This is a genomic window from Paraburkholderia sp. JPY419 (assembly GCF_050435705.1).
Lineage (GTDB): Bacteria > Pseudomonadota > Gammaproteobacteria > Burkholderiales > Burkholderiaceae > Paraburkholderia > Paraburkholderia youngii.
Genome location: NZ_JBNDKV010000002.1, coordinates 3,554,606 through 3,568,721, shown reverse-complemented (window position 1 = coordinate 3,568,721; position 14,116 = coordinate 3,554,606). Strand labels below are relative to the sequence as shown.

The following is a 14,116-nucleotide window of genomic DNA, read 5'->3' as shown; positions in this document are numbered from 1 at the left end:
AGCTCGAAACCGCTCGGCAACGGCGCCGGAACTGACCTTTGCAAGCGCTCGTTCGGCGGCTTCAGCGGCGGCCGAAGCCGCCGCACCGAGTTGACCCAGTGTAGCGAAAACGCCCCAGTGAGCCCATACGGCCGGGCAGATAGTGCGTGTTACAGCGAGTGTATGTGCGCGTCCGCCTGGGTCTCCGCCGAGTCGGCGTTTACCCGCAGCGGGCCGGGGCTGAACGAGGCGAGCGCGCCGTCGTAGCGCTTCGTGAGCGGCCGTGCATAGTCGCCGCGCTTGGCCGTCGCGAGACGCAGCGCCACCAGTGCCTCGGTCCATTTGACGGCCGCCGTCACGCCTTCGATCACCGGCGCGCCGAGCGCGTCCTCGATCTCCGCGCATAGCTCGGCCATGCCCGCGCAACCCAGCACGATCGCGTCCGACCCATCCTCGTCGAGCGCGCGCCGGCATTCGTCGAGGATGATGCGGCGCGCCGCCGAGCCGGGCTTGTCGAGATCGAGCACGGCGACGTCGGTCGCACGCACGTTGCGGCAGAAGCGCTTCATGCCGTAGCGCTCGGCCAGATGCCAGGCCATGCCGCAGGTGCGAGCGAGCGTCGTCACGACCGAAAAGCCCGGCGCGAGCACGCTCGCCGCGTGCATCGCCGCCTCGGCGATGCCGATCACCGGCCCGCGCGCCAACTCGCGGGCTGCGTAGAGACCCGGGTCGCCGAAGCACGCGATCACGTAGCCGTCGCAGCCTTCCCGCTCGCCGGCCGCGACTTCGGCGAGCAGACCGGGCGTGGCGAGCGCTTCGTCGTAATAGCCTTCGATCGACGGCGGGCCCATCGTCGGATTGACGGCGATCACTTCGGTGCCGGGCGCGGCGACCTCGCGCGCGCAGCGCCCCATCGCCTCGGTCATGCGGCGTGTCGTGTTCGGATTGATCAGTTTGATACGCATGGCGACTCCTGTTCGACTCATATTGCAGCGGCGAAAACGTGGCGCTCCATGAAGCTCAGCGGGCGAGCATCCGGTAAAACAGCGCGCCGAGTCCCGCGCCGATGAACCACGAGAAATTCGCGAGGCCGTCGAGGCCCGGCACCATCACGCAGATCACCGCGATCACCGCGGCCGGCAGCAACGCGGCCACCGCACGATAGTTGACGCCGTTGCGATACCAATACGAGCCGTTCGGCGCAACCGTGTACAGATCGTCGAGCACGATCTTCTGACGCTTGACCAGATAGAAATCGACGATCAGGACGCCGTACAAAGGTCCGATGAAGCTGCCGAGCACGTCGAGCGTGTAGTGAATCACGGCCGGATTGTTGAACAGGTTCCACGGCGTGATGAACACCGACGCGACCGCCGCGAGCATGCCGCCCGCACGCCAGCTGATGAGGCGCGGTGCGACGTTCGAGAAGTCGAAGGCCGGCGATACGAAGTTCGCGACGATGTTGATGCCGATCGTCGCGATCGTGAAGGTCAGCGCGCCGAGAATCACCGCCATCGGATAGTCGATGCGGCCCACCGTTTCGACCGGGTCCGTGATCAGCTCGCCGAACACCGGCAGCGTGGCCGCGGTCGTGATCACCGTCACCAGCGAGAACGCGAGGAAGTTGACCGGCAGGCCCCAGAAGTTGCCGTGCTTGACGCTGCGAAAGCTCTTGCCGTAGCGCGAGAAGTCGCCGAAATTCAGCATCGGTCCGGAGAAGTACGACACCACCAGCGAGATCGCCGTGATCATCACCGGCAGCACTTCCATGCCGTGATATTTGACGCCGCCGAGGTTGATGCCGATGTTGCGCCAGCCCGCGCGATACACCATGTAGCCGGCGAGAATGAACATCACGACGTAGACGGCCGGTCCGGCGAAATCGATGAACTTCTTGATGGTCTCCATGCCATGCCAGAACACCAGCGCCTGCAGTACCCACAGCAGCATGAAGCCGGCCCAGCCGAGCGTCGACAGACCGAACAGGCCATGCCGATGCACGTCCGCGTATGGCAGCAGTTGCGGCACGAACTTCAGCACGACGATCACGAGCGCGCTCGACGCGAGATACGTCTGGATGCCGTACCACGCGACCGCAATCAGGCCGCGGATGACCGCGGGAACGTTCGCGCCGAGCACGCCGAAGGTCGCGCGGCACGCGACCGGATACGGCACGCCGTTCAGCTGGCTCGGCTTCGCGATCAGGTTGCACAGCACGTTCACGAGCGTGATGCCGACGAGCAACGCAACCAGCACCTGCCAGCTCGTCAGGCCGAGCGCGAAGAGACTCCCCGCGAAGACATAGCCACCCACGCTGTGCACGTCCGACATCCAGAACGCGAAGATGTTGTACGCGGTCCAGTTCTGCGCGCGCAGCGGCGCGAGGTCCGCGTTGTAGAGTCGCTCGCTGTAGCCGGCCGGCATCGACGGATCGGTAGGGGCCGTGCCGTCCGGGTAGTTGGAGATGGGGTGACTGCCTGGCGCTGCACTGAACTGAGCCATGATTCCTCCTTTGGATAGGGACCGTCGAAAACGCATCGACGGACATTGCATCGGCCATGCCAGTTGCTCGCTTCTTGCCCTGTATGGGTCGCAGAAGTCGGCGTCGTGGTCCCGGACCGTGCCGCGCGTGTCTCCGTACTGACGTACTTGTGGTTGTCGCATCGCCGGCCGCCGCGGATTTCCGGCGATGCGTCGCTACCCTGAGGTCCGTCGTCTCGCGACGGACGTGCGTGTTCAGGCCGGCGGCGCTCACGCGAGGCCGCCCTGCCGTGCATCTATCGGTTCAGTTCAATTCAGTGCGGCGCGCACCAGCAACGGGCGCTCGCCTGCTACTTGCCTCAGCCTGGGGTGGAGTCGGCTTCGGCTCTTTACGTTGATGTTTCTTTCGGCGCGAGCGCACCGAATACTTCGTGCAGATCCGCTGCACCGCGCGCGGGGCGCTCCAGCATCTTCAACTCGACGCTTTGCAGATGGCGCGACATAAGCACGGCCGCCTGCTTCGCATCGCCGGCGTCGAGCGCGGCGAGAATCGCTTCGTGGTCCTCGAACGAGCATGGGCTGCGTCCGAGCGACTCGTACAGCGCGGAAATCAGCGTGGAACGCGCGACCAGCCCGTTCAGGCAATCGCACAGCACTGAGTTGCCGGTCAGGTTCGCGAGCTCCGTATGAAACTCGCCCGACAAGCGGATCCATGCCGGAAAATCCCGCGTTTCGAATGCCTTGCGTTCCCGGCCGATCATGCCGCCGATGTTCTTCAGACGCCGCATGCCGTGTCCGCTACAGATCTTTTCGACGACGGCCAGCTCGATGATGCGGCGCATTTCGAACACCTCGTGCACCTCCTGCAACGACGGACTCGCGACGAACGCGCCACGGTTCGGCTCGAGATCGACGAGCCGCTCACCCGCCAGCTGCGACAGCGCCTGACGGATCGGACCGCGCTTCACGCCGAATACTTCGCATAGCTGAGCTTCGGTGAGCTTCGCGCCGGGTGCCAGCCGATGCTCGAGGATCGCCGCGCGGATGCGCTCGGCGATTGCTTCGGGCTTCGAACTGTTCGCGACTGATTCGGTTTCGGACATGATTGGCGTCTCGGTATGTTGGTCATCATAGGACGGACACAAATATTGTCAACAATTTTTGCGTCCATTTTCGACAGTTCTCGTGCTGCGTTGCGTCAGGAAAGGCCTGAAAGTCAAAGCTGCGCGGCTGTCTGGCGGAAATATTACCCGTTTTCACCGCGCGAAGACGACTGTTGGCGGCCGGGTTTTGTCAACAAAAACTCAAAACATTGGTGACGGGCTTGAGTGGTGGTGAGCTGCATAATGCAGACAGTTAGTTGCGTTAATAACGCGAAAAAACGGGCGATCCGCCCACCTCTGCCCCACGCACGCGGGCTTCAGCCAAGGCTCGGATAGCCCGATGCCGTCAGCCTGAAGCCATGCGCATTCGCGACCAGATGCGCATTGGCGCCGACCGGCAGCGTCACCATGTTGTGGACATGCCCGAACTGCAGGCCCGTCACGACTGGAATGCCGATCAGCGAGCGCACTTGCTCGACCATCGCCTGCAGGTCGTAGCCATTGTCGTAGTCGTAGGGCTTGCCGCCCGTGAAGTCGCCGAGCACGAGCGCCTGCTGCTGCGCGAGGATGCCGGCCAGATGCAGCTGATAGATCATCCGCTCGATGCGGAACGGCTGCTCGTTGACGTCTTCGACGAACAGGATGCCGCCCTGCACCGGCGGCATGTACGGCGTGCCGACCAGCGACGCCACCACCGCCAGATTGCCGCCCCACAGCGTGCCCGTCACATCGACGTTCTGCGCTTGCGGCGTGTTGCTCGCGATCGTGAGGGTCGGCTGCGTCAATGCCGACCAGAAATGCCGCATCGTGAATTCGCTGAGCTCCTCGGCGCCGAAATCGCTCATCAGCATCGGGCCGCCAAAGGTCTTTAAGCCGGCGCGCGCGAGCAGCGCCAGTTGGATCGCGGTGAAGTCGCTGTGACCGACGAGCGCGATCGGCTGATCGGTGAGCCGCCGCTGCAGGCCTTCGTAGTCGAGACCGTGCAGAATCCGCACCGCGCCGTAGCCGCCGCGCACGGCCAGCACAACATCGGGCAAGTCGCGCGATGGATCGGCGAGCCGGTTCAGATCGGCCGCGCGCTCACCGTCGGTGCCGGCGAAGCGCTGGTACCGCCGCTTTGCGGCCGCCTCGCCGTCGACACGATGCCCCTGCGCCCGCAGCCGATGTAACGCGCGATGCAACACCTCCGGATCATGCGGATAGCCGGATGGCGCAATCAATTCGATGGTGCGATGAGCGGTCATGGCGAGACCCGTTGGGCGTTGTTGTTTTAGAGCGGCGTGGTCGGGAGCGGTTCGTTGCTCGGGGGTGTTGCGGGGTCAGTGGCGGTGCCAACGGACCCTTCAGCCACTTCACCACGAGCCGCCGCCGCGCGCGCTGCGCGGCTCGCGCGACGCCGCTCGGCAAAAAACGACTTGAGCGCGGCACCGCATTCGGCTTCGAGGACACCGCCGCTGACCGTCGTGTGATGGTTCAGCTGGGGATTCGCGAACGCATCGACCACGCTGCCGCACGCGCCGGTTTTCGGATCGCGCGCACCGAACACGACACGCGCGATGCGCGCGTGCATGATCGCGCCGGCGCACATCAGGCAAGGCTCGAGCGTCACATAGAGCTCGCAACCCGGCAGACGATAGTTTTCGAGCGACTGCGCGGCGGCGCGCAGCGCAACCATTTCGGCGTGCGCGGACGGATCGTGCGCGCCGATCGGATGATTGAAGCCCGTGGCGATGACTTCGTCACCGCGCACCAGCACCGCGCCGACCGGTACTTCGCCGGCCGCGCGCGCTTCTTCGGCGGCGGCCTGAGCGAGCGCCATGAAGCGCAAGTCGCGTTCCGAGACGATGGGAGCTTCGGAATTTCCGGGAGGGATGGCAGGACCGGCCACAGGGTGATCAGCCGCCGGCGCGGACACTGCGCCGATGCTAGCGTCAACGGATTTCTCGCCGTCCTCGGTTTGCGCCGAAGAGCCGATCGAGGCGGGACACGCGAGCGGCTCGTTCACTGTGAACCTGCTCCCGCCACATCGACATTGCCCACGCGTTCCGACAGCCGTTCGGCGATGCGGCGGCAATATTCGCGCGGCAGGACCATCGGGCCGCCGCGCAGCGATTCGAGCGCCATATCGAGCGCGAGCATGTGGGCCTGGAGACGGCAACGGGTCGCCTGATCGCTCACGGCATTCAGCTCCGTTTGCAGGTCGCGCAACGCGCGAAGCTGCTCGACGGCGGGCGGCACGAAGCCCGCGTTTTTCAGAATCCGGTTGGCGACGCGCACCTCTTCCGGCACCAACGCATCATCATCGAGGGCCAGCGGCGCGCCCGCGCCCGGCAAGTCGTCGAACTCTCCGCGCGCGGCGGCGGCGGCAATACGCTGTTCGACAAGCGCATCAAGCAATTTCATCTGCAATCCACTACGTTGCGGCCCGAGCATTCTATCAGGGAGTGCACGCGCGTTCAGTGCTCCCCCGACGGCATAAAAGCGCCGATTTGCCGGCTATTCGGCGTTTGACGGTGCTTCAGCGTCGACTTAGAGTAGGTCATCGAGCCGTACGACGCGCGCAGCGCTTGACTGGCGCGGCAAACCTTGATTTTTCCTCTCGTCGAAGCCGATGCCGCGATGTCATTCAAACCGATCAGCCGTCCCAGTACTTTTCCCGTTGCGCATCCGCGTCCTGTCGGCGCCGTGCAGCCGGTGCGAGGGAGCCCGCACACGTGTCGGCGCATCGGCGTGGGTCCCGCGCTGACGGCGATTGCCGCGGCCTTGCTGCTTTCCGGCTGCGGCGTCTTTTGCGCCGGCGCCGCGGCAAGCGGTGGCGCCTATGCCGGAGGCTGCGGAACAAGCGTGCGGTTCTAACGGATGACAGGCGATACACCCGCGCATTCGACGCCGCGGTGTCCGGCGCGCCCCCCGCTCCTCAGCTTCGCCCCACCAACGGCCAGCGCGCGAGAACGATATGTTTGGATCGTCCCAGCAGGCTGTGCATCAGCACAAACTCGCGCACGTTCCAGCATGCCGGCTCGGCCGGACGGCGCTCGATCCACGGCATCCCGTACGCCAGCGTCACGTGCGGCGTAAAACGTGCATCGGGCTCGATGCCGTCGTCCCGCAAGCTCGCTTCGAGCGCATCGTGAAGCGCCTGCAGTCCACGCACACCGTGCTCGCCGACGAGCACCGCCGGCCCGAGCCGCGGCTTTTTCGCGAAGCTGGCGATCGCGTCGAATTCGACCGTAAACGGCGCCATGCTGACCGCGGCGGCCGCCCGTTTCGCCGCCTCGACCACATCCGCCGGCAAGCCGCCCGCGAAATTGCCGAGATGCCTCAGCGTCACGTGCAAACGGTTCGGCGCGAGCGCTTTGCCGCGCACGCCACTGCGCCCGCGTACCTCCGCGCAAAGCTGTTGCGCGAACTTCGCCATGCCGGCCGCGGTATTGGCATCAGGATAAACCGCGAAAAAGAGCCCGTCGGTGGGCGGGGGCGGCGCCTCTAGCCCGGGCAACCACAGTTGTTCAGGCATCGCGCCTCGTTCCCTAGCTGAATTTTTCTGCCGATTCGCATAGCGCCGCACAAGCGGCCCATTGCAGCCATGTTACTGTATATTCATACAGTATGACAGGCCATGCGCAATCACAGCGCGCCACTGGCCGGCCGGCTTGCCGATGCGCTCGTACCAAAGCTCGATGAAGGACTCAGCAGCCGGCGACAACGAATGCTCGGCGCGTCTTGATCAGATTCACGTCGCGCGTAACGAGCGGCGCTTCGAGCCGGTGCGCGACCACATCGCGGTGGGGAAACGACGCCAGCGGAATACCCGGAAAAATCGCGATGCCAAGACCGCCCTCCTGGGGTTACTGCCGAATCGTGTCGTCGAGATGGGGGCGCGGCTCGACCTGGTCTCACATGCCGGCGTCAATCGCGGCGCCGTTCAAAACTTGCGAATCCAGCGGCCCAAAACAAAAAAACCCGCGAAAACGCGGGCTTTGATGTGTTGTGTTGCCAAGTCGTGCCGGTACGGTCGGGACGGCTGATCACTCCCACTCAATTGACAACAACCCGCCGCAAACCCAATGCTGGGCCTAATTCGGGTCCCGCCGGTCGAGCGACAGCATTAAGCGTAAAACGGTATGTGGAGTCGGACGCCGTCGCGCTGCTTCTCTTGGCGAAGCCGGAGAGCGCCTCGGCAGCATGAAGACGAAGAACCGTTCAGAGGGATGCAGGCTAACCGAAACTTCGAATGCGATGCCGGACGAGTCGATATATCTCCGCACAATCTCCTAGGAGCGCTGCCTGTCACCCTCCGAAAAAGATCGGCATGTCCGCCACGCCCCGGCCATAACGTGCTTCGACGAGTCTCGCGTGCTGCCTCGGGCACATCAACCTCCGCGATACATGGGATCGATGGAGTCGCCCCCCGGGGCGCGCTTGGCGGACTGCGACGGGACCGACACGCTGACGCTGACGCCGCCATGGTTCTTGTGAACCATGCTGCCGTGGGGCCGCGGCATCGTTTGACCGCCGTGCGTTGCTGTCGCTCCGCTGTCGGAGCGACAGTCGGATGCAGGTACGTAGGCGCCTGCGAAAGCAGGCGCAGCCAGCGATGCTGAGCATGCAACCAAAAGGGCGGCGATAGTTTTCGCGTTCATGGGGACTCCAATGATTGAGTTGAGCATTCAAATGCACCCGAATCGGGTCTATTGCGGCGCGCCATGTTCAACTTGATCGGACGACATCAAGGCAGTGCTGCGCGCTAACTGATGCCCGCAAGTCGCGACCGCACTATCCCGCGGCGGTGGTCGCATAGCGACGGCGCGACATGCGAACGTCTTGGTGCGAGAACTGTGCCAAAGCCCCGACGGAGGCCCCACTGGATGCCAAGTGCCTGAAAATTCGACGCTTTTGCGCTGGCGACGTGTGAGCCAGGGCGCTGCGTACGCGACACCCATGCGTATGCGCTCACGATCTGTCGGGAGTGTCCCGACAGATCGTGAGATCGAGTCGAACCTGAGCAAATCTTGAAGCCTTACGGGCAGGGCTGTGCGGGCTAAACCGTGTTGAAAACACCTCAAGAAGACGTGCTGCATGCGACCGGCCGTCGAACGGCTAGCTCGTGACGCGTAGCAATCACCCAAATGTCCGACTTGTCGTACGAGCAAAAGGCTCTTCGTGGCCGATCCCGGTCGCACGTGTTCGGCTCAGTTCGACCCGGAGCGGTCTCCGCATTTAGCGTCGAGTGACTGGCCTGCATCGATGGTGAAACGGTCTCCCTTGCGCACTCGCCCATAGCTTTCGAGCGATACCAGTCGCGACATGAGCAGCAGCACGACTTACCAAGAGACGGTGTTAATCGCGCCCCGATTCGAGGATGTCTCCTTCGCCACAAGCGCGCATCGCACTCAGTATTGCATCATGCGTTTAAAGAAACGCTTCGCTACTGCGCCGTTTGCCGTTTCGTGGCCAACTTGCTTGACGGTGGCACGGTGGGCTGGACCATCGTCCTGTCCAGGACAACACGGACGGTGTACAGTAAAACAATTGAAAGTCCGCGAAAGCCGCTTTGACGGACCGGCAACACACAAATGAACGAATAGCCCCCGTTTCGAACCGGCCTCTGTGAAGCCTTTCTGCAGAGTCTGAGGAGTAGCCAAAGTGACGACGTCGGAGCGACCATTCGCACCGCCGGGCCGACGCGAACGATTACTCGAGCAGCAAACGGCGCTGGCGGCACTGACCCGGATGGATGGGCATCAGGGCGGCAGTCTCAAGGAGAGGCTGCAGTTCGTCACGGAGACCGCAGCCCGGTTGATGGGTGTCGAACGTGTAGGCCTGTGGCGCTATACGGAGACACGTTCGGCCATTCGTTGTCTTGATCTCTACGAGAGCCGTCACAACCGCCACACCGACGGCGTCGAGATCCGGGTTGAAGACTATCCAGCCTATTTTCAGGCACTTGTGACGAGTGAAGTTATCGTCGTGGATGACTCTCATGCGGATCCTCGGATTCAGGAATTTTTCAAGACCTACCTGATGCCGCTTGGCGTCACGGCGATGCTGGACGTTCCGATTCACCTGCACGGCCGTGTGGACGGTGTGCTGCGTCTCGCACAGCTCGGGCCCCGGACGCCGTGGACGCCCGAAGATCGCCTGTTTGGCATCGCGCTCGCGAATCTGATCGCGCTCGCCGTCGAGCGCGATGAACGCATACGTGCTGAAGAAGCGCTGCGTGAGAGCGAGCAGCGTCTCGCCACACTGGTCGCGTACGCGCCTGACGCCATTCTCGTGTTTGACGTGGACGCCGACCGCTACATTCAGGTGAACAAGCAGGCCGCGTTGCTGTTCGGCTACGACTGTGAATCGCTGCTGCAGATCGATCCGACCAGACTCAGTCCCGAACGGCAGCCGGACGGCCGTCTATCGAGCGTGGCCCGGCGCGAATACCTTGACGTAGCGCTCCAGGGGGGCACGCCGGTGTTCGAGTGGACGCATCAGAATGTAAGGGGCGAACTGATTCCCTGCGAAATCCGGCTGGTTCGCCTGCCGCACACCAGTTGCAGGCTCGTCCGCGGCAGCATCATCGACATTGGGGAGCGCAAGCGCACGGAGCAGGCGTTGCGGTCGAGTGAGCAACGCTTGTCCACGATGCTGGCCTATTCGCCCGATGCGATCACGCTACTGGACGTCGATACACTGCGCTTCGTCCAGGCGAACGAGCAGGCGGCGCGTCTTTACGGATACGATCGCACGACGCTGCTTCGCCTGGGACCCGTCGAGCTGAGCCCCAAGTGTCAGCCCGATGGCCGGCCCTCGGCCGTCGCGGCGCGGGAGAAGGTTCTGGAAGCGCTCGACGGCGGTGTGCCTGTATTCGAGTGGACGCATTTGAACGCCGCGGGCGCGCTCTTTCCTTGCGAGGTCCGCCTGGTGCGATTACCTGATGCGTCACGCAGGCTGGTGCGCGGCAGCATCATCGATATCAGCGAACGCAAACGTGCCGAGGCAGCTCTGCGAGAGAGCGAGGCACGCATGCGCGGCATTCTGGATGCGTCGATGGACTGCATCATCAGCATCGACCACGCCGGACGGATCATCGAGTTCAATCCCGCATCCGAGCGAACGTTCGGCTACCAGCGCGAGGGTGTAATCGGACGCGAACTGGCTGAACTGATCATCCCGCCATCCCTTCGCGACGCGCACCGTCGGGGGCTGGCGAAATATCTCGCGACAGGAGAGGGTCCGTTATTGGGCAGACGAATCGAGGTTCAGGCGCTGCGTTCCGACGGCACGGAGTTTCCGGTCGAAATTTCCTTGACACCGATCCTCGGCGACCCGAAGCTCGTCACCGCCACGGTCCGCGACATCACGGCGCGCGAGCGCACGCAAGCAGAGTTGCACGAGGCGAAGGAGGCGGCGGAAAAGGCCAGCCGCGCCAAGTCCGAATTTCTCGCGAGCATGAGCCACGAATTGCGCACGCCGCTGAACAGCGTTCTCGGCTACGCGCAACTATTGCGGTGCGAGGAAGAACTCTCGCAGCGACAACGCAAGGCACTCAATGTCATCCAGCAAGCCGGGGAACATCTGCAGCGCCTGATCGAAGAGATCCTCGACATGGCCAAGATCGAAGCCGGCACGCTGGACATCGTTACCGAAAACGTCGATCTGCACCGGATGCTTGACGGCATCGTCGAGATCACGCGCAGCCGCGCCCAGTCGAAGGGCCTTGCATTCACGTTCGCGCCGGGCGCCGACGTTCCGGCAGTGGTTTGCGCCGATGAGCGCCGCCTGTGTCAGGTGCTGACGAATCTTCTCGATAACGCGATCAAATACACGCGGCACGGCGAGGTCGTCTTACGTACGAGCATGCATGAGCGCTCCGTGTGTTTTGCCGTCGAGGATACGGGCCTTGGGATCCGGGCGGAACACCTGTCCGAAATCTTCGATGTGTTTCATCAGGTTCGCGATCCGTCGATGATCGTGGAGGGTACGGGACTTGGACTCGCGATCAGCAAACGGCTCGTGCACTTGATGGGGGGCGAACTGCAGGTCGCCAGCAAGCCGCACGAAGGCAGCCGCTTCTGGTTCGAGCTGGAACTGCGCCCGGTTTCCGCGCCGGCGCCGGTAGCCACGAACTGGCCCGCAACGGGGGTGGCGGGCGCGAGGCGCCGCGTATTGGTGGTCGACGATGACAAAGACGGACGCGGCCTGCTGAGCGACTTGCTGGTTCCGCTCGGCTTCGAAGTGCATGAGGCCGCCGACGGCCTCGCGGCGGTCCACGAAGCCGCGCGCCTGAAGCCCGACGCCATCCTGATGGATATGCGGATGCCGCGCCTCGATGGTCTTGCCGCAACGGCACAGATTCGCACGATGCCGGATCTCGCCGGCACGGTCATCTTTGCGATCTCCGCAAGCGCCTTCGAACACAACCGTGCACGCTGCATCGAATCGGGGGCAAACGAGTTCATCCCCAAGCCATTCCGGCAACAAAAGCTGCTTGAACTGCTATGTGTGCATCTCGGACTCACGCTGCTTCGCGCGCCGCCCAAAGACCCGAACAGCGAACGTGAACGGCTGGCACCGTTGATCGCACCGCCTCGCGGACGACTGCTGACGTTCATTGACTTCGCCTCGCGGGGTGACGTGAGGCAACTCTTGATCGAGGCGAACGCACTGGCGAACGAAGACCCCATCTACGCACCCTTCACCGAGCGCATCATAGCGATGGGCGACGCGTATCAGATGAAGGAACTGCGTCGATGGCTCAAGAGTTTCGCAGGCACCCCATGAGCTCGGCCGATGTACAGAGCGCGCCGATTCTCGTCGTGGAGGACGTCCCGGCCAATCTCTCCGTCTTGCTCGATTTGCTGAGCGGCGCGGGCTTCAACGTTTCGGTCGCCGAGGACGGTGAGAGCGCGCTCGAGCAGATCGCCTATGCCCAACCGGCACTTATTCTTCTTGATGTGATGATGCCGGGGCTCGACGGATTTGCGACCTGCCGGCAGCTGAAGGCGAATCCCGCGACCCGCGAAATTCCCGTGATCTTCATGACGGGCCTCACCGACACGATAGACAAGGTCAAGGGCCTTGAGCTCGGCGCTGTCGACTACATCACCAAACCGTTCCAGCACGAGGAAGTGCTCGCGCGTGTCAATACGCATCTGGAATTGCAGCAGCTCAAACTGCGCCTCCAGGAAAGCGAGGAGCGGCTGTCGCGGATCATCGAATCGGCGATGGACGCAATCGTCGCGTTTGACAGCGACGGCCGCATTACGCTTTTCAATCGTGCTGCCGAGCGGATGTTCCGCTGTCCCGCGAACTCCGCCGTCGGGCGGGCTTGCAAGTCGTTCTTCTCGCCCTCGGCGTATGAGCTGGTTGGCGACTTCATGGGAGGCAATCAACGGCGCGCACCGATCTGGCTGCCGGATGGGCATAGCGCCGTGCGTGCCGACGGCGAGTCCTTTCGGATCGAAGCGAGCCTGTCATCTGCGGAGGCGTGCGATCAGCCGATCTACATCCTGTTCGTACGCGATATCGAGGAGCGCAGGAAGGCGGAGGTGGAGGTCGGACAGTTGCGCGGCCTGAACCGCTACCTTCAGGACGAATTGCTCGAAGCCGAGGCGGGCGCAAATCTCGTCGGCACGGCCGGGCTGCAAGGCGTCCTGCAGCATGTGCGTCAGGTAGCCCGGACCGACGCCTCGGTGCTCGTGACCGGCGAGACTGGCACAGGCAAGGAACTGATCGCCCAGGCTGTCCATCGTATGAGCGCGCGTGGCGGCAAACCGCTCGTCAAGCTCAACTGCGCGGTGCTTCCTGCCAACCTTGTCGAAAGCGAATTGTTCGGGCATGAGAAGGGCGCGTTCACCGGCGCGCTGGCGCGCAAGGCTGGCCGCTTCGAACTGGCTGACGAAGGCACGCTGTTCCTCGACGAGGTGGGCGAGCTGGCGTTGGACCTGCAGGCTAAGCTGCTGCGCGTGCTTCAGAATGGCGAGTTCGAACGGCTCGGTAGCAACCGTACGCAAAGGACGGATGTGCGAATCATTGCCGCCACGAACCGGAATCTTGCCGAAGAGGCGGCGACGGGCCGGTTTCGCGCAGACCTGTACTACCGCCTCAACGTTTTTCCGATTGAACTGCCTCCGCTTCGCGCGCGGCCCGAGGACATCGAGCAGCTCGTAGAGCATTTCGTGCGTCACTATGCGTCGAAGTATGGGAGACACATCGACCCTGTCGGCGACGCGCAGTTAAACGTGCTTCGAGCCTATCGATGGCCGGGCAATGTGCGGGAGCTGCAGCACGTCATCGAACGCGCGGTCATCCTGACGCAGGGCAGCCAGCTTGCGCTCGGCGACTGGTTCAGGGACGCCACGCCCGCGGCCTGCGAGACGCTTACCCTCGAGCAGGCCGAGCGCGCTCATATCCTGAAGGTCCTCGAGCAGAGCGACTGGCGCGTCAGCGGCAAGGCTGGTGCGGCTGAACGCCTCGGGCTGCCGCCCACGACGCTGGAGTCGCGCATGAAGCGGCTCGCGATCATCCGGAAGGTCTGAGAGTCACGATATATCGAGAAG

General features: G+C 63.6%; 10 protein-coding genes. 3 read left to right on the top strand and 7 right to left on the bottom strand.

The features are described from left to right. Nucleotides 1-149: 149 nt before the first annotated feature. The 7 genes from QFZ91_RS22545 to QFZ91_RS22515 all read right to left on the bottom strand — a co-directional run bounded on the left by QFZ91_RS22545 (nucleotide 150) and on the right by QFZ91_RS22515 (nucleotide 7,080). Nucleotides 150-944, bottom strand: coding sequence for an aspartate/glutamate racemase family protein (locus QFZ91_RS22545; protein ID WP_429568472.1), 795 nt, complete (start codon nucleotides 942-944; stop codon nucleotides 150-152). A 55-nt stretch (nucleotides 945-999) separates the two neighbouring features. After that, complete coding sequence (locus tag QFZ91_RS22540) at nucleotides 1,000-2,481, bottom strand: NCS1 family nucleobase:cation symporter-1 (protein WP_429568471.1); 1,482 nt, start codon at nucleotides 2,479-2,481, stop codon at nucleotides 1,000-1,002. Between the two features lie 368 nt (nucleotides 2,482-2,849). Then, entirely contained in the window at nucleotides 2,850-3,563 is a 714-nt protein-coding gene (locus QFZ91_RS22535; protein WP_429568470.1) for a GntR family transcriptional regulator, read from the bottom strand. A 317-nt stretch (nucleotides 3,564-3,880) separates the two neighbouring features. Continuing rightward, nucleotides 3,881-4,807: a muramoyltetrapeptide carboxypeptidase gene (gene ldcA, locus QFZ91_RS22530; RefSeq protein ID WP_429568469.1), complete on the bottom strand. Its 927-nt coding sequence runs from the start codon at nucleotides 4,805-4,807 to the stop codon at nucleotides 3,881-3,883. A 26-nt stretch (nucleotides 4,808-4,833) separates the two neighbouring features. Continuing rightward, a complete protein-coding gene (gene tadA / locus QFZ91_RS22525; RefSeq protein WP_429568468.1) occupies nucleotides 4,834-5,568 on the bottom strand; it encodes a tRNA adenosine(34) deaminase TadA in 735 nt (244 codons plus the stop codon). Then, nucleotides 5,565-5,966 (bottom strand): DnaJ family domain-containing protein, encoded by a 402-nt coding sequence (locus tag QFZ91_RS22520; RefSeq protein WP_429568678.1) that lies wholly within the window; start codon nucleotides 5,964-5,966, stop codon nucleotides 5,565-5,567. Before QFZ91_RS22520 ends, tadA begins: the two co-directional genes overlap by 4 nt. A gap of 514 nt (nucleotides 5,967-6,480) precedes the next feature. Next, nucleotides 6,481-7,080 carry a 2'-5' RNA ligase family protein gene (locus QFZ91_RS22515; RefSeq protein WP_429568467.1) on the bottom strand — a complete coding sequence of 200 codons (600 nt, stop codon included), beginning with the start codon at nucleotides 7,078-7,080 and terminating at the stop codon, nucleotides 6,481-6,483. Nucleotides 7,081-7,243: 163 nt separating this feature from the next. On the opposite strand from QFZ91_RS22515, the gene QFZ91_RS22510 reads away from it, so the two are divergent. From QFZ91_RS22510 to QFZ91_RS22500, 3 genes are all read left to right on the top strand, one after another. After that, complete coding sequence (locus tag QFZ91_RS22510; RefSeq protein ID WP_429568466.1) at nucleotides 7,244-7,591, top strand: hypothetical protein; 348 nt, start codon at nucleotides 7,244-7,246, stop codon at nucleotides 7,589-7,591. A 1,618-nt stretch (nucleotides 7,592-9,209) separates the two neighbouring features. Next, nucleotides 9,210-12,338 carry a PAS domain S-box protein gene (locus tag QFZ91_RS22505; RefSeq protein ID WP_429568465.1) on the top strand — a complete coding sequence of 1,043 codons (3,129 nt, stop codon included), beginning with the start codon at nucleotides 9,210-9,212 and terminating at the stop codon, nucleotides 12,336-12,338. Further along, nucleotides 12,335-14,095 carry a sigma 54-interacting transcriptional regulator gene (locus QFZ91_RS22500; protein WP_429568464.1) on the top strand — a complete coding sequence of 587 codons (1,761 nt, stop codon included), beginning with the start codon at nucleotides 12,335-12,337 and terminating at the stop codon, nucleotides 14,093-14,095. The genes QFZ91_RS22505 and QFZ91_RS22500 overlap by 4 nt, the downstream gene beginning before the upstream one ends. The last annotated feature ends 21 nt before the right edge of the window (nucleotides 14,096-14,116 follow it).

Coding starts and splice junctions, on each gene's coding strand:
- QFZ91_RS22545 (WP_429568472.1), bottom strand. CDS start 944: ATGCGTATCAAACTGATCAATCCGAACACGACACGCCGCATGACCGAG.
- QFZ91_RS22540 (WP_429568471.1), bottom strand. CDS start 2,481: ATGGCTCAGTTCAGTGCAGCGCCAGGCAGTCACCCCATCTCCAACTAC.
- QFZ91_RS22535 (WP_429568470.1), bottom strand. CDS start 3,563: ATGTCCGAAACCGAATCAGTCGCGAACAGTTCGAAGCCCGAAGCAATC.
- ldcA (WP_429568469.1), bottom strand. CDS start 4,807: ATGACCGCTCATCGCACCATCGAATTGATTGCGCCATCCGGCTATCCG.
- QFZ91_RS22520 (WP_429568678.1), bottom strand. CDS start 5,966: ATGAAATTGCTTGATGCGCTTGTCGAACAGCGTATTGCCGCCGCCGCC.
- QFZ91_RS22515 (WP_429568467.1), bottom strand. CDS start 7,080: ATGCCTGAACAACTGTGGTTGCCCGGGCTAGAGGCGCCGCCCCCGCCC.
- QFZ91_RS22510 (WP_429568466.1), top strand. CDS start 7,244: ATGAAGGACTCAGCAGCCGGCGACAACGAATGCTCGGCGCGTCTTGAT.
- QFZ91_RS22500 (WP_429568464.1), top strand. CDS start 12,335: ATGAGCTCGGCCGATGTACAGAGCGCGCCGATTCTCGTCGTGGAGGAC.